General features: G+C 40.7%; 17 protein-coding genes, 1 tRNA gene and 1 pseudogene. 7 read left to right on the forward strand and 12 right to left on the reverse strand.

Going from position 1 to position 19,549, the window contains the following annotated elements:
- Positions 1-133 precede the first annotated feature (133 nt).
- The 6 genes from V7K79_RS28900 to V7K79_RS28925 form a co-directional block, all read right to left on the reverse strand.
- Positions 134-1,591, reverse strand: coding sequence for a YcjF family protein (locus V7K79_RS28900; RefSeq protein WP_335052844.1), 1,458 nt, complete (start codon positions 1,589-1,591; stop codon positions 134-136).
- Between the two features lie 103 nt (positions 1,592-1,694).
- Positions 1,695-1,771 (reverse strand) — tRNA-Met (locus V7K79_RS28905).
- A gap of 46 nt (positions 1,772-1,817) precedes the next feature.
- Entirely contained in the window at positions 1,818-2,771 is a 954-nt protein-coding gene (locus tag V7K79_RS28910) for an asparaginase (protein ID WP_335052846.1), read from the reverse strand.
- An 88-nt stretch (positions 2,772-2,859) separates the two neighbouring features.
- The gene (locus tag V7K79_RS28915; protein ID WP_335052848.1) at positions 2,860-3,360 is read right to left on the reverse strand and encodes a CGLD27 family protein; all 501 of its coding nucleotides are present in this window, start codon (positions 3,358-3,360) and stop codon (positions 2,860-2,862) included.
- Positions 3,357-3,815, reverse strand: coding sequence for a ribosome silencing factor (rsfS, locus tag V7K79_RS28920; RefSeq protein ID WP_335052849.1), 459 nt, complete (start codon positions 3,813-3,815; stop codon positions 3,357-3,359). The genes V7K79_RS28915 and rsfS overlap by 4 nt, the downstream gene beginning before the upstream one ends.
- A gap of 587 nt (positions 3,816-4,402) precedes the next feature.
- A complete protein-coding gene (locus V7K79_RS28925) occupies positions 4,403-5,677 on the reverse strand; it encodes a WcaI family glycosyltransferase (RefSeq protein WP_335052851.1) in 1,275 nt (424 codons plus the stop codon).
- A gap of 373 nt (positions 5,678-6,050) precedes the next feature.
- Between V7K79_RS28925 and V7K79_RS28930 the strand changes: the two genes are divergently transcribed.
- The 6 genes from V7K79_RS28930 to V7K79_RS28955 all read left to right on the forward strand — a co-directional run bounded on the left by V7K79_RS28930 (position 6,051) and on the right by V7K79_RS28955 (position 13,052).
- Complete coding sequence (locus tag V7K79_RS28930) at positions 6,051-7,229, forward strand: DNA cytosine methyltransferase (protein ID WP_335052853.1); 1,179 nt, start codon at positions 6,051-6,053, stop codon at positions 7,227-7,229.
- A gap of 172 nt (positions 7,230-7,401) precedes the next feature.
- Positions 7,402-8,082, forward strand: coding sequence for a deoxyribose-phosphate aldolase (gene deoC, locus V7K79_RS28935; protein ID WP_335052855.1), 681 nt, complete (start codon positions 7,402-7,404; stop codon positions 8,080-8,082).
- Positions 8,083-8,144: 62 nt separating this feature from the next.
- Positions 8,145-9,170 carry a DNA repair protein RecO gene (gene recO, locus V7K79_RS28940; protein WP_335052857.1) on the forward strand — a complete coding sequence of 342 codons (1,026 nt, stop codon included), beginning with the start codon at positions 8,145-8,147 and terminating at the stop codon, positions 9,168-9,170.
- Positions 9,157-10,803 (forward strand): MFS transporter, encoded by a 1,647-nt coding sequence (locus V7K79_RS28945; RefSeq protein WP_335052883.1) that lies wholly within the window; start codon positions 9,157-9,159, stop codon positions 10,801-10,803. Before recO ends, V7K79_RS28945 begins: the two co-directional genes overlap by 14 nt.
- Positions 10,804-11,157: 354 nt before the next feature.
- Positions 11,158-12,306, forward strand: coding sequence for a glycosyltransferase family 4 protein (locus V7K79_RS28950; RefSeq protein WP_335052859.1), 1,149 nt, complete (start codon positions 11,158-11,160; stop codon positions 12,304-12,306).
- A gap of 428 nt (positions 12,307-12,734) precedes the next feature.
- On the forward strand, positions 12,735-13,052 hold the full coding sequence (locus tag V7K79_RS28955; protein ID WP_335052861.1) for a DUF29 domain-containing protein: 318 nt from the start codon (positions 12,735-12,737) through the stop codon (positions 13,050-13,052).
- 61 nt (positions 13,053-13,113) lie between these two features.
- On the opposite strand, the gene V7K79_RS28960 is transcribed toward V7K79_RS28955, so the two are convergent.
- From V7K79_RS28960 to V7K79_RS28980, 5 genes and pseudogenes are all read right to left on the reverse strand, one after another.
- Positions 13,114-13,926 (reverse strand): peptidase, encoded by an 813-nt coding sequence (locus V7K79_RS28960; RefSeq protein ID WP_335052863.1) that lies wholly within the window; start codon positions 13,924-13,926, stop codon positions 13,114-13,116.
- Between the two features lie 10 nt (positions 13,927-13,936).
- Complete coding sequence (gene secG / locus V7K79_RS28965) at positions 13,937-14,170, reverse strand: preprotein translocase subunit SecG (RefSeq protein WP_335052865.1); 234 nt, start codon at positions 14,168-14,170, stop codon at positions 13,937-13,939.
- A gap of 98 nt (positions 14,171-14,268) precedes the next feature.
- Complete coding sequence (gene gpmI / locus V7K79_RS28970; protein ID WP_335052867.1) at positions 14,269-15,867, reverse strand: 2,3-bisphosphoglycerate-independent phosphoglycerate mutase; 1,599 nt, start codon at positions 15,865-15,867, stop codon at positions 14,269-14,271.
- A 221-nt stretch (positions 15,868-16,088) separates the two neighbouring features.
- A complete protein-coding gene (locus V7K79_RS28975; RefSeq protein ID WP_335052869.1) occupies positions 16,089-17,783 on the reverse strand; it encodes an ABC-F family ATP-binding cassette domain-containing protein in 1,695 nt (564 codons plus the stop codon).
- 154 nt (positions 17,784-17,937) lie between these two features.
- Positions 17,938-18,150: pseudogene (locus V7K79_RS28980) on the reverse strand (Rpn family recombination-promoting nuclease/putative transposase); the annotation flags it as partial.
- A gap of 202 nt (positions 18,151-18,352) precedes the next feature.
- On the opposite strand from V7K79_RS28980, the gene V7K79_RS28985 reads away from it, so the two are divergent.
- Complete coding sequence (locus V7K79_RS28985; protein ID WP_335052871.1) at positions 18,353-18,817, forward strand: hypothetical protein; 465 nt, start codon at positions 18,353-18,355, stop codon at positions 18,815-18,817.
- A 323-nt stretch (positions 18,818-19,140) separates the two neighbouring features.
- Here the strand turns inward: V7K79_RS28985 and V7K79_RS28990 are convergent.
- Positions 19,141-19,549 (reverse strand): hypothetical protein (locus V7K79_RS28990; RefSeq protein ID WP_335052873.1); only part of this gene is annotated, 409 nt, incomplete at its 5' end.

Here is a 19,549-nt window from a genome sequence, read left to right on the forward strand (position 1 = left end):
CAATATTTGTTTCAACAAAGATATTTATTTATTTTTGATCCCCGGTGAAAACTGAGAGCTTAAAACCAGTTTAAATTTTGGATTTTGGATTTAATTATTCAAAATCCAAAATTTGGTAATCCTGTGTATGAGATTATCCTACGACCTTCTGAATGCTAACTACTTCAACCTGCTGCACTTCTGGCAGCAAACGCTTCACACCTTGCTTAACAAACCTCTGCAAAAAACCAATCTGCTGATTTTGCTGAAATACTTTTTGCAAAGTTTGCCGCAAATTATCCAAATTTAAACCAGTTGCAGAATCTATCGCTATTTCCTGTTGTTGGAAATACTCAACTAGACTTAATCCTGCTACTCTAGTCAGATAAGCTGCACTTACTCCCTGCACTACGCCACCAGCAACAAAGGTAACGGCATTACTTTTCAGAAGAGTACTAATCGCCTTTGTAGAAAGTTCAACTAAACCCAATTTCAGCATCAAACTTCCCATTGTTCCAGCTACGGTTTGTGCCTGTTCTAGGGAAAACTTCTGCTGATAGATATTACCCAAATCCATTACCATTTGAGCATTAATTGCCGCAGTTGCCAGAATATCAAAGGCTGGTACTGGATTAGCAAAGGCAGCGGCAGCAGCTATCCACTGATATTGTTCAATAATTGGGGTGGCGCGATCGCGTCTGGTTCCATTAAGGTAATTTTTCACCTCAGCTTTCAACAATCCAGCTTTCCTCATGGTTGTCACCCAAACTAACCGTTGTCTTTGGTGTGCCAAAACTTCGCCCAACTGCTGAGTTAACTGCTGGATATCAGCCGCTGGTTGTTCCATCCACTCTTGCACAGAACCATCAGCCTCATGCTTTCGGACTTTAATGGCAATGGGAGAGGCCGCAGTTGCAACTACATTTCCCTGCATCCGCTGTTTCAATTGACTAAAGATGTTGGCGCTTTCATCGGTTAAATACTGGTCTTGTTTGTTGAAAACCAGCATATTAGGCTGATTTGCTGCCTTTAGCTGCTGTAAGGTTTGAAATTCTGAGTCTGTCAAATCACCATTTGTCAGAAATAAAACAAAATCAGATTTTGCTACTTCTGCCAAAATAGCCGCATCTGAATTTTCGCCTGTTTCTCTAAATAAAGGTGCTGTCTCTTGTAAAGAGACGAAATTTTGTGTCTGTAGATTTTGCTCTAGCACTTGAATTAAAGTGCTTTTACCCACGGATTTACCGCCAGTCACAGCTACTTTAATTTTTTGCCTGTCTAATTCCAGCAACAATTGGGCAACTTGTTCTCTGAGTGTCTCTAAGGCTGGATGATTTTCTGCTTCTTGTGCTAGTTGATTAATTACAGTTTCAGTTTTAGCGATCGCACTTTCCACAGTCGCTCGATCAACCAGAATACCATCTAACTGCTTTAAACTGTCTTTGGGGCGCTTTTGCTGGAATAACCACAAACCACCACCTACAGCTAAAGCACTCAACAGACCAAACTCACCCACCTGCACTATAGAATCGTGCCAACTATCCAACATCCACAGAGAAAAGGAAAGTCCCAATCCTCCCACTAAAATTGGTCGCTGCAACTTCACAACCATGATTCTCCGCGCCTTTTAGATGGCTATTTCTTCCAGAATAGATCAAAATAAAACAAAACCCCGCAATCTTTACTGATTGTAGGGTTTTGTTTTATATTTTATTTGGTGGCGGGAAGTGGATTTGAACCACTGACCTTCGGGTTATGAGCCCGACGAGCTACCAGGCTGCTCTATCCCGCGTCGCTCTTAACTTTTATAGCATAACTTATAGTCAAGAGTTTGGCAACTACAAAAATGATAATTCTCCAATTACTTCTAAACGCTTGTATTTTCCCAAGGTAACAAACTTTTCTGATAAACTTTCGGCGGCGCTGGGACTAATCCACCCCATTTGCTGGAGTAAGTGAATAGCAACAGCATGTTTTGCCCGTTTCGCCCCATCCATGACTTTGATTGCCAATCCCAAACCTTCACCGAGTCTACCAATGCACTGCACTCCTTCGGCACCACTTTTGCTGACTAGTTCTCCTGGAGTTAAACGCATCAGTTCCGTATCAAATTCTCCATCTCCTGCTACCATAGCGGGGTGATGAGTCATAGCACGAACAATGCGCTCCATATCCAAATTGGTACTAGAGGCTAGCAGTGCATATAAAGATGCCATGTGACCGAGTTGCATCAGATAAGTTGGTGCACCACAGTCGTCATGAGCGTTGATAAATTCTGCTGCTGGCATTCGCAGCAACTCTGCTACCTTGCCCAAAATTAACTGCTGTATTGGGTGTTTGCGATCCAAGTAGTTATTCAAGGGCCAATGACGTTGCTGACAAACGGCTAACATTCCCGCATGTTTTCCAGAGCAATTGTATTCTAGAGGACTGTGCTTATCTTCAGGAATTGGACACTGGAGTATAGTCGGGTCAAGATCGGCCCGCCAAAGGATGTTAAATACCTGTCGGACTTGATCTATTCTTCCTTTATGGGAACTTGTGATAATTGCTAAATCGCGATCGCTGAGTTGATAGCGTTCCAGTGTACCTGTTGTGGTGACAGCGAGTGCCTGAAATGGTTTGAGGGCTGAACGGATAAATGCAGCAGTTTCAGAATTTCCGGCAACGGTTAGAACCCGTCCTCGTTCATCGCAGACAACAGCTTGGACTATATGCCTAGATTCAATAATACCTTCTCGCAGCAACCGGACTTCCAGCGCTGTGGCTTGAGTTCGTTTTCCCATTGTCATGGGTTTATATTTATTACCTTTATTTAATTAATTAGTCATTGGTCATTAGTCATTAGTCTTTAGCTAATGACTAATGACCAATAACTCTTTAAAACAAATGCCAACCTATAGTACCAATAACGTACATTCCCGCCAAGCCAGCAAAGGAAAATTGTAACCGTCGCAGAATGGGTTTAATTTCGTATGCAACAATTAAGCGATCGCGGTTGAGAACTTCCTGTGGTTTAGTCCAAGTTTGACCGTCGTACCAACCGGACTCTTCATAAAATACTGTCGGACTACAAAGGCGATCGCATACGTAGAACCAACCTAAGTACAACCTTACCAGTACTAGCACTAACCCGACACTCGCTCCGGCTGCACCACAAAGAATAAAATGTGCAATATACTTGTGAGGGGGAAAACTTGCCGCAGCTATCGGCCCTGCAAAAAGCCAAGATAAACCCCAAATCCAAACGAGTTTCGTGATATACTTGCGCCAATTTAAAGTCGTATCGCGAAACAGCCAGGAAGTTTTTAACTCTTCGTATTCATTGAGCGGTTGTTGGTCTGTAGGAACTGGGCAATTAGAAACCGAAGACCTAATCATGTTGGCTTACCCTCACCCTCATCAGATTCTGGAAGGGAAATACGTTCTGCATGAATCCAGAACGCTTCTAAATTATAAAACTCCCGTTCTTTGGGCATCATAATGTGAACAATCACATCACCGTAGTCTTGTAGTACCCAACTCCCCTCAATTTTGCCTTCTGTCCTTAAGGGACGGCGTTGCAACTCAGTTTCGACTTTTCCTTCAATTGCTTGAGCGATCGCCCTGACCTGTACCTTAGAATAACCAGTCATCATCACAAAGTAATCAGCTAGGTAAGATACCTCTGCTACTTTGAGCAATAAAATCTCACCTGCTTTGCGGTCTGATGCTGCAATCGCGATCGTTGCAGCTAATTTTTCGCTCGCCTCTTCGGTTTGCCCGTGGCTTATTACCGCACTCTTCGTCAGTGGGATAGATTGCAATGGGAAATTTCCTTGGAAATAATCAGTCATTAAACCTCAGGTGCTTTCTTCCTTTTGAAACAATTGTTGACATTTACTTACAAACAACAAACAATTGATCTGACAAATGTGTCAATAGGTTTTTTTGAATACTAACAAAAAAATAGGTGTCTATGGGCCTAGTTTGATAATTGGCTGTTTAGATTTCGATATCCGCAACAGCTGAAAAGCTGATGGTTATTGTGCAGCGATAAATCAACCAATAGCTTTCCGGCAGAAATTGACAGCGAAAATAATCGCAGATTCATCAAACAGCATAGCAATGTAAAGCTAGTAATTTGCAGTTAACTATATATCTACGCTTTATACTTCTCTGTCTGCTATAAAATTACCACATAACACAGCATACTAATCACTGGTTTAGCAAAAGTACGATTTTTATACTTATGTTTTTAAGTGCTATTAAATACCTTTTAATTAATTGCCCACGGTTGAATGAAGTGAAACCGTGAGATTTTTAGTTCAACAATTCATCTGTATTTTTATTAGTCAAATTAGTTACCCTCAGTATTTTATATTACTTAGACGTGAGGGCAAATTGCAATTTATACAGATGCAACATAACTTTGCTGCAAAGATTAAACTTCTTGTTTGGTAACTATGCCTGTAGACTGAATTGTTCTACGTTCTGCTGCTAAGGAGTAACACAAGGACTCATACTGATTTAAAGCTTGCTCAAAAGCATATTGCTCAACGGCATATTGGCGACTTTTGTAACCTAGAGTTTTGACTTTTTCGGGGTTTTGGTACAAATCTAAAATTGCCATTGCTAAAGCTTGAGGATCTTCTGGAGGAACAATAACTCCGCCGCCACTTTGCCTAATGGCTCTTGCTGCTGTTCCATTGTCGGGGACAGAGGCAACTAAGGCCCCTCCACTAGCAAGTAGCACTTGAATTTTTGACGGCATATTGAAGGATACAACATTTTTCTTTTGCACTACTAAACCAATATCGGCAGCTGCTAACATCTGTGGTAAATCTTTGCGGGGTTGAAATGGCAGTAACAACACATTATCTGCGCCACAGTCTAGACATTCCTGTTGCAATCGCTGTAGACCTTTTGCCTCTCCAACGACGACAAAAACAATATTTGGGATATGGCGCAACGCAGAGGCAGCTTTGACAACGCTTTCTAAGCCTTGAGTTAGGGCAATGTTACCAGAATACAGTACTACAAACTTGCCGTTTAGATTATGTGCTGTGCGAAAAGGGTTATTTTCTTTAGGCAAGGGGCGGATAAAATTTACATCAACCCAGTTGGGAATTTGCACAATTTTGTCAGCTTTTACGCCCTTAGCTCGCAAATTGTCTACAAACCCATCGGCGATGACGCTAATTTTAGTAGCTGTACGGTAGGCAAATTTTTCCAATAATGTAAACAACTGGACAAGTAATTTATTTTTCAGTAAACCGACATGGACTGCTGCTTCTGGTAAGATATCTTGTAGATTTAAAATCACAGGACAAGCACGTAACCATCCTAAAAGTGCAACTGGTACACAGCTTGGCAAGGATGGCGATGTTGAGAGAATCACATCTGGGCGCCAACCCATGAGGGCGGGTACAAAGCTAGTGACTACGAAACTAGCATCTAATAACACCCGATCTAATAGGTTGGGTTGTGGACGAATCCAAACGTAACTGCGTTGAATTTGAACGCCATTTTTGTATTCGTTGACATACCATTTGCCCCGATATTCCTGGTAAATTTGCCGCTCAGGGTAGTTGGGCATAGCCGTGACTACACGCACTTCATGCCCACGTTTCACTAGTCCCTCTGCTAATTCAGTCATCAGTGGGGCAATACCAATCGGTTCTGGATAGTAGTTGTAGGAGTAAATTAAAATCCGCATAAAATTTAGTCCGAAGTCCCCGGGCTTTTTATTTAATGACAAATATTTGTCTGAAATATCATTTGGGCTTGAAAACCCCTATATTTAATTGTGACTCCAGACTCCTTCTATGTCAGGTATTTTCCTTAAAGATTGAGTAAACTTTGAGAGGTAATACTTAGGGAAACTATAAAATTTTTATACTATATAAGCAGTCTTAAAATTGTTATTTTTTGATTAGTGCTTACGTAGAAACCCTAAGTATATTAGGTTTGACCAACCCTTAAAACCAAATTGCGATAGTTAGTATTAACTCTCTTTATAAGTGACGCACATAACCCATTTTCCGAGAATCTGAATACTGATAATACTTTTTGATCGTACTAGTAATTCAATGAGCGATCGCCCTTGTATTTTCTCTTTTTTTGCTGGCTCAGGTTTCCTTGATTTAGGTTTTGAAACCAGCGGTTTTAATATTGTTTATGTCAATGAAATCTTCGCCCCATTCATCGCCGCCTATCGCCATTCACGAGAAGTTCTGAAAATGCGATCGCCTGAATATGGATATCATCACGGTGAAGCAGCAGATGTAACAAAACTTATTGTTGGAAAAGAAGCACAACACCTTCAAGAATTAGTCAAAGACTGCCGCAAATCTCATAATATAATTGGTTTTATCAGTGGGCCTCCTTGTCCTGATTTTTCTATTGGTGGGAAAAATAGAGGAGGTTTGGGAGATAATGGTAAACTTTCCGCTTCATATATTGAATTAATTTGCAGCAATCTTCCAGATTTCTTTTTATTTGAGAACGTTAAAGGTTTATGGAAGACAACAAAACATCGTTTATTTTTTGAATCGCTCAAGCAACAATTGCAAAATTCAGGATATATTTTAACAGAGCGATTAATTAATGCTATCGAATATGGCGTACCTCAGGATAGAGAAAGAATTATTCTAATTGGTTTCAAAAATAATTTTTTTCAGCATATCGGAATAAAGGTCAGTAATGAAAAGTTACTAACTGAGATGTGTTTTCCTTGGAATAATTATATTTTATATCCTCACGAAAAAGTTTTTGCTTATCCTTGGCAAAAGTGTGAACCATTCCAAGAAAATTCTCTAAAACCTTGTCCTGATGATATACCTGAAAAATTAACAGTTGAATATTGGTTTAGAAAAAATAACGTTGTAAAACATCCCAATGCTGAAAACTATTTTAAACCAAGAGCAGGTATTACAAGATTTGCTGCTATTGATGAAGGAGATGATTCTAAAAAGTCTTTTAAGCGTCTGCACAGATGGCGTTACTCTCCGACAGCTTGCTATGGAAATAATGAAGTACATTTACATCCTTACAAAGTTCGGCGAATTTCTGTAGCAGAAGCTTTAGCTATTCAATCTTTGCCTGCAAATTTTGTTCTTCCAGAAAATATGTCACTGACTAATATGTTTAAAACTATTGGTAATGGTGTCCCATATTTAGCATCGCAGGCATTGGCTCAAACTATTATTAACTTCTTAGGAAGTAGTGTAAAAAACACTGTTGATATTCCTAGTATTATTACTACTTAACGTCAACTTCAATACTTGCAGTAATTTCGGGATATCTGTAAAGCCGATATTAAAGACAATTCAGCAGTTTGTTTTCAGGATAAACTCGTAAGAAATGTGGTTTAATATATATATATAAGAAATGTTTTAATTTTTTATAAAGTTTAATAATCAATCACTGGCAGAAGACACGATGGCAGCAGACTATCCAGACATTGATATTGCGCCATTTATCGATCACTCCCTGTTAATGCCAACGGCTACTCCAGAGCAGGTTGAGCAATGGTGTGAAGAAGCATATAGATTTAACTTTGCGGCGGTTTGTCTGTTCCCCGCTAATGTCAAGCAAGCAGTCGAACTGCTCCACGGTAAAAACCCGAAAGTTTGTACGGTGATAGGCTTTCCTTCTGGTGCAACGACTTCAGCAGTGAAACTGTATGAAGCTCAAGAAGCGGTAGATAGTGGGGCCACTGAGTTAGATATGGTCATCAACTTGGGCTGGTTGAAAGCTGGCAAAACTGAAAAAGTCCACCGAGAGATTGCCGAAATTTGTGAAGAGACTGGGCAAACGGTCAAGGTAATTTTGGAAACTAACCTGTTGACAGATGCAGAGAAAAAAATAGCTGCTGAAGTAGCTATGGAGGCAGGAGCAGCATTCTTAAAAACTAGTACAGGTTGGAATGGTGGTGCAACTGTGGCAGATGTGCGACTTTTGCAAGAATTGGCAAAAGAAAGGGTAGGAATTAAAGCTTCAGGTGGTATTCACACTATCAATCAAGCCCTAGACTTAATCGTAGCGGGTGCTACTAGATTAGGCACATCTCGCGGTATGGATTTGATCCGCCAGCGCGATAACTTAGGAAAGGGTGAATAGTCATTTGTCATTTGTCCTAAGCTAATGACCCTTGACCAATGATTAATAACTGCTAATGACTAATGAGTAGAACCTACAAAGCAACTGGTATTAATCTTAAAACCCAGGCACTAGGAGAATCGGATAAAATAGTGACGATTTTGACACGGGAATTCGGTCTAATTCGAGCCGTGGCTCCAGGGTCGCGTAAGCACAACTCCAGCCTGGGCGGTAGGAGTGGAATGTTCGTTGTGAATGAACTATTGATTGCCAAAGGGCGATCGCTTGATAAAATAACTCAAGCACAAACGTTAAAAACTTATCCTGGTTTAGCCAAAGATTTGGGAAAACTGGCTGCAAGTCAATATTTAGCAGAAATAGTTCTGTGTGAAGCTTTGAGCGAACAACCCCAAGAAGAACTTTATGATTTGTTCAATGAACATCTCCATCGCTTAGAGGCGGTGTCAAGTGCAAATCTATCTGGTATTTTGGCTCATCTGGCTCATGGTGTATTTCACCTTTTAGCCTTAGCAGGACTGACACCACAAGTGCAAATCTGCTGTCTATCTCAACGTTCCCTGAAGCCAGACTTCACAGACCCCAACTGGCAGGTAGGATTTAGTATCCCTGCTGGTGGAACGGTTTCCTTAGAAGCTAGAGAACGTTTACGAAAAGAACAGGAAAGGAAGATAAGGGCAGAGGGGCACAGAAACAGGGGAGTAGGGGAGCAGGGGGAGATTAATAACCAATACCCAATACCCAATGCCTCATCCGCAATGATGCCAGTTACTTCAAGGGATAGCGCAGCGTTAGCGAGTAATCGAGCGTCGGGAACCTCCGCAACGCACTGGCTCCCCAATGCCCAAACAGTTGTTATGCATCGGCAAGAAATACCTGTGATTTCTAGTCGTTTGGGTGCTATGGAACTAGCTTTGCTTCAACAGCTGTCACAACCAGAGATAATGCAAATTAATGGTGCTAGAGATTATGACTGGTTATCTGTTGAGCAGATTTTGCGCCAGTATGCTCAGTATCAATTAGGTCGTCCTATTCGCTCTGCTACGTTGATCGACTCTTATTTTGCTGCCAACCATGATGCAACCGTCTGATTTGGATAAAAAAATCCTGCCTTTGTCACCAAGCCTTGCCAAAAAACAGAATAGGGTATCAGATCCTACAGTCAGGAATCACTTGAGTGCTGTTCCCAATACACCTAGTCAAATAAATGGCCAAGAAATGTCACCAAAAGATGTTTCTAATAACGATCAAAATTGGACAGCGGAAATTCCAAAAACTGATGTTCCAGGTCAATCAGAAACACAATCTGAGGACAAATTAACTTCTGCTGAGGTAGATAGCAATGGCGTTCGGAATGGGCAGAATTTGCCAATAGCCACTATTCCAGAAAAAGAATTACCGAAATTAGATGCCTCTGGTTCAGGTGGAGGAGCTATTGCAGGGAATGTAAAACAGCTAGGATTTTTACCTGTATTAAAAAATCCTAATTTCTTGGCTCTTTGGGGCGGTCAAGTTTTCTCCCAACTAGCAGATAAAGTTTATTTGGTGCTGATGATTGCCTTGATTAATACTCAGTTTCAAGGAAGCAATCAGAGTATTAGTGGTTGGGTATCAGTCTTAATGATGGCTTTTACTATTCCAGCCGTATTGTTTGGTTCTGTTGCTGGCGTGTTTGTCGATCGCTGGTCAAAAAAGGCTGTGCTTGTAGCAACAAATATTTGGCGTGGCATCCTGGTTTTGTCAATTCCCTTCTTGGTGTGGTTGACTCATGACTGGAAACCCATCGGAGTGCTGCCAGTGGGTTTTTTGATCATTCTGGCTGTGACTTTTTTAGTTTCGACTTTGACGCAGTTTTTTGCACCAGCAGAACAGGCCGCAATTCCTCTAATTGTAGAAGAACAGGATTTACTTTCGGCAAATTCGCTTTATACGACAACGATGATGGCATCAGTGATTGTTGGGTTTGCTGTCGGGGAACCATTATTAGCGATCGCAGATGGACTTTGGTCGCAAATTGGTGGTAGTGGTAGTTTGGGCAAAGAACTTTTAGTTGGTGGCAGTTATGCGATCGCTGGACTAATTTTGTTCCTCCTGGCAACTAAGGAAAAACACCACCACGGTACAGAATTTCCTCACGTATTCTCTGACTTAGGGGACGGTTTTGCTTATCTCAAAGCAAATCATCGCGTCCGCAATGCTTTGCTTCAACTGATTATCTTGTTTTCTGTTTTTGCAGCATTAACTGTTCTGGCCGTTCGGATGGCGGAAATAATTCCCAACATGAAAGCTTCCCAGTTCGGCTTTTTACTAGCAGCTGGCGGTGTTGGTATCGCTGGTGGAGCAACAATTCTCGGTCAATTTGGTCAACGCTTCTCTTATACTCAGCTAAGTCTGTACGGTTGTATGGGTATGGCCGCATCCCTGATTGGTCTGTCAGTATTTACGACTCAACTGTGGCTTGTCTTGTTACTAGTGATGCTCGTAGGTATTTTTGGGGCACTAGTGGGAATTCCCATGCAAACTACAATCCAGACAGAAACACCTCCAGAAATGCGTGGTAAAGTTTTTGGCTTGCAGAACAATGTAATTAATATTGCCCTCTCGTTACCTTTAGCATTAGCTGGTGTCGCAGAAACCTTTCTGGGATTACAGGTTGTTTTTTTGGGATTAGCTGTGATCGTCTTTTCAGGAGGTATATTAACTTGGTATAACTCACACAAGTAGTTATCAGCTAACAAGAGTTATTATTCATTACCTTGATGTAATTAATAATTTACTTAAAGCTTTTGTGTTCATGGTAAACTGTTGCCAGTGAAAATTTATCACATACTTGCCGGATATGAATATGACATTAGTCAGAATAAGTTGTTTAAACATCAGAAATTAACAACTTATAACTAAAATAAATAAAGCCATAAATCCACTGGTTTAATCAGCTGATAATAAGCTTTTAAACCAGTAGAAAGTTGTGGAAATTTTTAATAAATAAAAAACAGCAAGTATAGCTAGATAAAATAAAAATCACAAAGGACACACAAGTAATAGATTCAACCCGCTTTTCTTACAGCTAAATAAAGAATGCGTATAGCCTGGATTGGAAAAAAATCACCCTTTTGCGGCAATGTCACCTACAGTCGAGAAATTACAAATGCCTTGTTAGATAGGGGACATCAAGTTAGCTTTCTTCACTTCGCCCAGGAAGAGTCTGAACCTGATAATTGGCCAAATCTTCGAGAGGTTTCCCTACCTTTCATTTACAAATCCCAGGTTTACACAATTCCCACTTTTAAAGCCACCAAAGTTTTAACCGATTCACTGCGGGAAATCAAACCAGATGTAGTCCATGCTTCCTTGACGTTATCTCCTCTAGACTTTTTTCTACCGGAAATCTGTGAGGAATTGAGGTTGCCCCTAGTTGCCACTTTTCACACGCCGTTTGCTGGCAAAGGAGCAAAGCTGGTATCAGGAACACAACTTTTGGCTTATCAGCTCTACGCGCCTTTTTTAGTTAACTACGATCGCGTGATTGTATTTTCCCAAATTCAGCGAGAATTATTGGCAGGGATGGGTGTAAGAGAAGAAAATATTGCCGTAATTCCTAACGGTGTTGATACCAACAAGTATTCTCCAGGATTTTCTCAAATCAAAGCAGAATTTAAAGCCGAACGTTTATTTGTCTATCAGGGTCGCATAGCACCAGAGAAAAATGTTGAAGCTCTCCTCCGCGCTTGGAAGCAGTCGGCAATGGTGCGTGGTAGTAAGTTACTAATTGTTGGCGATGGCCCTTTGAAGTCTTCCTTAGAGCCATTTTTTGGTTCAGAATACGGCATTATCTGGTTGGGATTTATCGCTGATGAAGACCGACGCATCGAAATTTTGCGAGGCGCAGATGTATTTGTTTTACCTTCATTGGTAGAGGGTTTGTCCTTATCTCTGTTAGAAGGAATGTCGTGTGGGTTGGCTTGTTTAGCAACAGATGTGGGTGCAGATGGAGAAGTATTGGAAAAGGGTGCAGGTGTCGTTATTAGTACCAAAACAGCGCGATCGCAACTAAGAACCCTCTTGCCAGTGTTGCAAGACCATCCAGAGTTAACAACCCTACTGGGGGAAAAAGCTAGACAGCGTGTATTAGACCGTTATACCCTTAGTAAAAATATTAGTCTGCTGGAAGAACTTTATAAAGGAGTTTTAGCACAGCGACCTCTACCATTAAGTCGTAGAGCGTAAAAGGGAATAAAGTGCGATCGCACTGGAAATTCTCAGATGGCAATGAGTGCGATCTGGTAACAATGTTAGGCAGCATTGGCTAGTATTCTAGTTATGCATTCAGGGGAAACAGCGAGATACTTAGATTACTGACAAACGGTAGGTAGAACTTTTGGTTGTTCTTCTAGAAGTCGCTGGATATCTTCTGACTGAACTTATGAGTGCCGTCTATCTTTTTTTTCTGGGCAATTCTCGGCAGAAATTAATAAATTAGTTAACATGAAATAATAAATAACAGGAAATTAAAGCTACAAAATCAAAAAATGACTGCAATCATCGACATAAAAACATTATATAAATCCAATTACCAGCAATGGTTATAGGAGACTATTAAATGTTTCAAAAATCGACAATTAGCAGACGTTGACTATGAAAACTTAATAGAATAATTGGAAGATTTAGCTAAGAATGAAAAAAGGCGAGTAAGAAGTTTATTGGAACAGATTATTAGACATTTATTGCTTTATCAATATTGGGATTTAGAAAAGCAAAGAAATACTAATCATTGCGCTGCGGAAATTATTAGTTTTCGGAACCAAGTAAATGAAGATTTAAGCGCCAATTTACGCAATTATTTAGAGAAAAATTTCAGCATAATTTATAGCAATGGCTTAGATTATGTTAAAGCTAAAACAGATTTAACTGATTTACCTGAATTATGTCCTTATACCTTAGAGCAAATTTTGGATAAAAATTGGTTGCCTTAATCTTAAATTTTGATTTTTTACACAAAACATATTCATATTTTAACTCAACAACACTGTAAATTTAAGTCGCTGAATTATCCACTAAAGACCATCCTAAACTGGTTGGCTGTTCATAAACCCGCTTTAAAGTATTCACATCCCTAACAGAAATAGGCGACGGTTGACGAACTTGGGAAAAGTATAAAGCATCAGTTTGTAGCGGACTATGACCCCAAATTCCTAATGCATGACCGAATTCGTGGCGGGCTGCTGCAATGAGATACTCACCTGTTTGACTAGGACTTAGCAAGATGATGAAGCGGTGGGATAAAACTTTGTTATTGGTGTATAACTCGTAAGTAGTTTGTGCCGATCGCGCACGAGGTATATTACTACCAGGGGAAATTTGTAGAGGTGGCGTTTTTCGCACAATCGTAATATCAGCAATTTCTGGCTGTTCGACTATTGTCAAAGGTAGATAATTACTCCACTCCTGTACACCCTGCAAGACACTGTTAACCCATGCTTGAGCTTGTTTTTCATTGACAGATTTTGGTGGTTCTACATAAACTCTAATAGGAAATTGTGACCAGACTAAATAACCAACTTGGGTTGTTGTAACTTGGGAAAAGTAGTCACCACTATTAGTACTATCTTGCCACTGTGCAAGTGTGGGCGGTAAGGGATGGGATTTTAGGGGAGATGATGGAGGGAGAGAGATTATTAATTTTGAATAGGCATATTTTGGTGTTATTGTAAACCCATTAGTCGACTGAAGATTAATAAAAACGATTAACAGCCCTGTGCCAATAAAAAAGGCAAGAGCTGTAATTAACCGTCGTGAAATTAAATTTATTAGGGTGTTAAATATCGAGTGTTGGGTTCTTTTCCCCATTTACCTATCCTTATTTAGGCAGCCAACCAGCACTTAAAACCACTGTCAAACCGAGAAAAATTACTGTCAATGCCCAAGTAATTCGGTTTAAGGTGTTTTCTGCGCTTTTGGTACTGCTAAATAGCTGGGCTTGTCCGCCAATCGCCCCAACACCATCACCTTTAGGGCTATGCAGCAAAACTAAGACAATCAAACCGATGGCGGAAAATGCCCAAATGCCTTGCACAATATTAGTAACTATCATGGTAGAAATCTCATTTATAACAACTTTTAAAAAACAGAATTCAGAATTTAAAAGTTAGGAGTTTTTAGTAAACTCCTAACTCAGTACTCAGCAATCTTTTACAGCCCTACTTGCACAGGAGTGCGAGTACGTTGTAACTCGTATTCTGCTGTTTTCAGCAGCGATCGCCCAGTCATTTCTGCTGGCTGAGGCAGGTGTAAAATCTCTAAAATTGTCGGGGCAATGTCGGATAGCTTGCCATCGCTTCGCAGTTCGACATTTGTACCATATCCAGGGATTTTAACTTTCTCTCCTTCCACCAAGATGAAGGGGACTGGGTTAGTGGTATGAGCTGTCCAGGGATTACCCCCTTCATCTAGCATATACTCAGCGTTGCCGTGATCAGCAGTAATAATTGTTGTACCGCCGACTTTGATAACACTTTCTAACAAGGGTCCCAAACAGCGATCGACTGTTTCAACTGCTGTAATGGTAGCGTCGATTTGACCAGTATGCCCTACCATATCTGGGTTGGCATAGTTAATCACGACTAGAGAATATGTACCCTTTTGAATCGCAGCGATCGCCACATTTGTAACTGCTGCTGCTGACATCGCTGGGGCGTGATCGTAAGTCGCTACCATTGGGCTGCTTACTAGTTCCCGATCTTCTCCAGCAAAAGGTTCCTCTAAACCTCCATTAAAGAAATAGGTGACGTGCGCGTATTTCTCTGTTTCGGCGGTGCGGAACTGATTCAAACTATGATTGGCTATAACTTCTCCCAGAATGTTATTGAGGTTCTGAGGCTCAAAAGCTACAGCCACGGGTAAGTCTGAATCATACTGGGTAAACGTGACAAAGGACAACGGTGTGATTTGCTGTCTTTCAAAACCGTGAAATGTGGGACTCACTAAAGCTTGAGTCAGTTGTCTGGAGCGATCGGGGCGGAAGTTGAAAAATATCACCCCATCCCCTGGTTGTATTGCGCCGGGAGCAATTCGGATTGGGTTGACAAATTCATCTTTTATCCCTTGGTCGTAAGATGCTTGCAAGACTTCCACAGCCTTGAGACCATTACCAACACTATCTTGTATCATCATGTCGTAGGCGCGTTTGACCCGATCCCAGCGGTGATCGCGATCCATCGCGTAGTAGCGACCGCTGAGGGTGACAATGCGCCCAATTCCTATGCGGTCTAGATAATCTTGTAGCAGCGCGATCGTTCTTATACCGTCAGCTGGGGCGGTGTCACGACCATCGGTGATAGCGTGAATACAAACTTCTGGAATTCGCTGGCTTTTGGCTAAGTCAAGTAGTCCGAATAGATGGGTAATATGCGAATGTACCCCTCCCTCAGAACAAAGCCCGACTAGATGCAGCTTGCTATTCCGAGAACGAACTTCCTGGCAAATTTTCACAAGTGCTGGGTTTAAGGCAATAGAACCGTCTTCAACTGCATCAGAGATGCGTACAAGTTCTTGCGGTACCACTCGCCCAGCACCAATGTTCAAATGACCAACTTCTGAGTTGCCCATTTGACCTTCTGGCAACCCTACGGCTTTTCCTGATGTGTGGATGAGGGTATGCGGGTAAGCTGCCCATAAACTGTCCACGATGGGAGTTTTAGCAGCAATAATGGCGTTTCCTTGCGTTTGGTCGCAGTAGCCCCATCCGTCTAAAATGACTAGCACCACAGGAGCAACAGGTGCTTTGGTCATAGTAAAATTGCCCTTTACTGTTTGTAATACCCGAATGATACCATTGCTAATCCACGCCGCAAGTGAATTTTTGCTTATTAACTTATTTTATGAATGACTTGCAGTGTTTTGAAAGACTTTTTTAATTTTAGTAATTTTCCTGTGATGTTTTTAAACGTTAATCAGGAATTGTTACTTAGTGGTAGCATTTTCGTGCTACTACTAAGTTTTTTTCTAGTTTTTCATTTTCTTTTTGTAGAAGCTTTAGCAGCTTTAGCAGCTTTTTTCGCTGCTTTTTCGGCTTCTATTGCAGCTAACTTTGCCTGTTCTTTTTCTTCAGCAACTTTCTGGAGATAGTAATGATAATCTCCTAAATAGACGCGGAATTCTCCATCACGGATTTCGACGATTTTATTTGCTACTTGAGAAATAAAGTAGCGGTCATGAGAGACTACAATTGCCGTGCCATCATAGTTTTGTAGCGCCTCTTCCAGCATTTCTTTCGCTGGAATATCTAGGTGGTTTGTTGGTTCATCTAAAATTAGTAAGTTCGCGGGACGTAAGAGCATTTTTGCTAACGCTAGACGAGCTTTTTCTCCTCCACTTAATGCCCCAACTGCCTTAAATACTGTGTCACCAGTAAATAAGAAGCGTCCTAAAAGAGTGCGGACTTCTTGATTATCCCAATCAGGAACTTCATCATGAATAGTTTCCATGACAGTTTTCTTTAAGTCCAAAGCTTCAGCTTGATTTTGCTCAAAGTAACCAGGGATAACATTATGATCGCCTAATTTCACGCTACCTTCTGTAGGTGGTTCCATACCCATAATTACGCGCAGAAGGGTAGATTTTCCAGCACCGTTGGGGCCAAGGAATGCAATGCGATCGCCTCTTTCAATTAAGAGATTTGCTCCCAAGAACAAGATTTTATCACCATAAAGATGAGTTAAGTCTTTAATTTCTACGACCTCGCGTCCACTGCGGGGTGCAGGCGGAAAACGGAAGTGTAGAGTTCTCATACCAGCAATGGGTGCTTCAATGCGCTCAATTTTGTCGAGTTGCTTTTCCCGGCTTTTTGCCTGGGTACTGCGGGTAGCACTGGCGCGAAATCTATCAACAAAGGTTTGCTGTTTCTCTAATTCTTTCTGTTGGCGTTCGTAGGCACTCAGTTGTGCTGATTGACTTTCAGCTTTTTGTAACAAATATGCCGAGTAGTTACCAAGATAGGTACTGGAAACGCCACGTTCAGTTTCCACAATTTGCGTGCAAAGCCGGTCAAGGAACTCCCGGTCATGGGAGACTATTACCATCGGCGTAACCAGCCCTCTGAGGTAATTTTCCAACCACTCAATGGTTTCTAAATCTAGGTGGTTAGTCGGTTCATCCAGCAGTAATAAGTCGGGTTTTTGCAGGAGAATTTTACCCAAACTCATCCGCATTTGCCAACCACCACTGAAGGCACTGACGAGGCGATCGCCATCTTCTAGCCCAAACCCCATTTCTGGTAAAATTTTCCCGATGCGTGCATCTAAGTTGTAGCCATCTAAGGCTTCAAATTTGCGCTGCAAGCGATCCAACTTGTCAATCAGTCGATCCAATTCCTCTGGGGCAGCCGTTTCCATTTCTCGTGGTATGTGCGCCAGAGATAACTGTACTTCGTTGGCTTCTTTGAAGACAGTCCAAAATTCTTCTCTAACGGTGCGGGTGGGGTCTACTTCAAACTCTTGGTTGAGGTAAGCTATATGTAAGCTATTGGGACGAATAATTTCACCAGCAGTGGGTTCAATTTCCCCAGAGATGATTTTTAGCTGGGTAGATTTTCCAGCACCGTTGACACCGACTAAGCCAATGCGATCGCCTGGTTTAACTTCCCAGTTGATATCTTTGAGAACTTCGCCTGTGGAATAAATTTTACTTATATGTTCTAGTCGCAGCATTAAGTTTCTCTCAGGTAGGGAGTGGGTGGTTGAGGACGAAGTACTAACACCGCCTCTAATATTAACAAAAATTAACTATAAATTCGTCGCATCGAGTTTGGAAGCCGCAAACCTAATTTGGCTTGAGCTACGGATAAAATTTACCACATCTATCTTAAGGCTGGCTTTGTCTTGCTTGTCTAACTTCTTCGACACTCAAATCTAACGCTTCTGCTACTTGTTCTACAGTCAACCCTGCTGCCAACATTTCTGATACTGCTTTTAGTTTTCCTTTAACCTCACCTTCTTCAACACCTTGCTGAAAAGCTTCCTGAGAAAATCTGGTTTGCTTTAACTCGCTTAGGCTAAACATTTCCTCCATCTCCTCTCAATACGGTTCGGTTAAGACTAAAAACTAGGTAAACAAAGCATTATCCTCAGGATGTAATCGGCAAAAAGTCAACTAAAAGAATTCTCCCTGATTTCATCAGTTGTAGAATCAGGTTCAGTATTTAAAGCTATATAAATGGCAATTCCATTACAATAAAGTTAGTCAATAGTCTAAATGTATAACAGTACTTAAAAAGTTAGTGAGTAACTTTAGTCCAGAGTCACAACCAGCCAAGGTAAATTTTGAGTCTGATGCTGTGCAGAATTACCTGAACATTTTACAGGGTATTATTACACGGATGGCATCTAACAGTGCTAACTGTAAAACTTGGTGTATTTCTTTAGTGTCAGCAATTCTCGTAGTAATTGCTGACAAGAATAAGCCCAACTATGCTTGGATATCCCTGATACCAATAATACTTTTCTTTCTTCTGGATTCTTACTATCTAGGTCAAGAAAGAAGTTTTCGTCAGGTATATAACGATTTCGTAAAAGAGTTGCATTCTTCTGGTGAAATTACAATCAATAAACTCTTTGCTCTGAAGCCACTTAAAGACATGAATGTTGTCAAATTATTATTTGCCTCTAGTTTATCCTTTTCCATTTATCCGTTTTATATAACATTGATACTAACTGTAATCATTGCAAGATACCTTGTTCTCTAGGAAAGGAGCCTAGCTAATAAAACATAATTTGGTCAGTGCCATTTACCAATTACTATCGAGCGGTAAAAAATAAGCTTTATTTTTTTATATAATCCATGTTGCTAGTTACAAAATCTAAGAGAATGTTTGAAAAGTCTAATTTATTACTAGCTCCGGCGACTAGAAGTCGCAGCTATACAGACAAAACTCTTAATTTTGTATTAGTCTAAGGAGGTGGATAATGCTAGTGTAGTAGAGAATTCTATTCGCCTAATACTTTTCAAACATCCTATAAAAGTTACTATGCTTTCTCTGGGAAGGCTGACGGGGTGACAAGCACCTTGTCAGGGCAATTTCCAAACTCGAAAATTTTCATATTTTGCTGATCTATCACCAATACCTGCACTAACTAAAAAAACTTTTCCCGATGCCATTAATTCAGAAATATCAAATGTTTTAACATCATTATTAATAAATACTATTGCTCTATCTTCATAAGCGGCCATGTGTATATTATTAAAACCATTTTCTGAAACATCAAGGTTCGATATGTTTTCTTCTATTCTAGATTCTGGACCTTCTAATATTAATTTTTTTTCTATTGAACAGATAAATAACGTATAAACTAGTCGTTGAGGATCTTTTAGATCAGAACTAGTTTGGGAGCATCCCACTTTGGCGAAAACATCAAATAGTGAGTGTTCCATTAAGGTAAGCACAACGGACAGAAAGTACCGAATTAACGTTCTCAAT

Origin of the sequence: Nostoc sp., from assembly GCF_036917575.1 — a bacterium.
Classification (GTDB): domain Bacteria; phylum Cyanobacteriota; class Cyanobacteriia; order Cyanobacteriales; family Nostocaceae; genus Nostoc.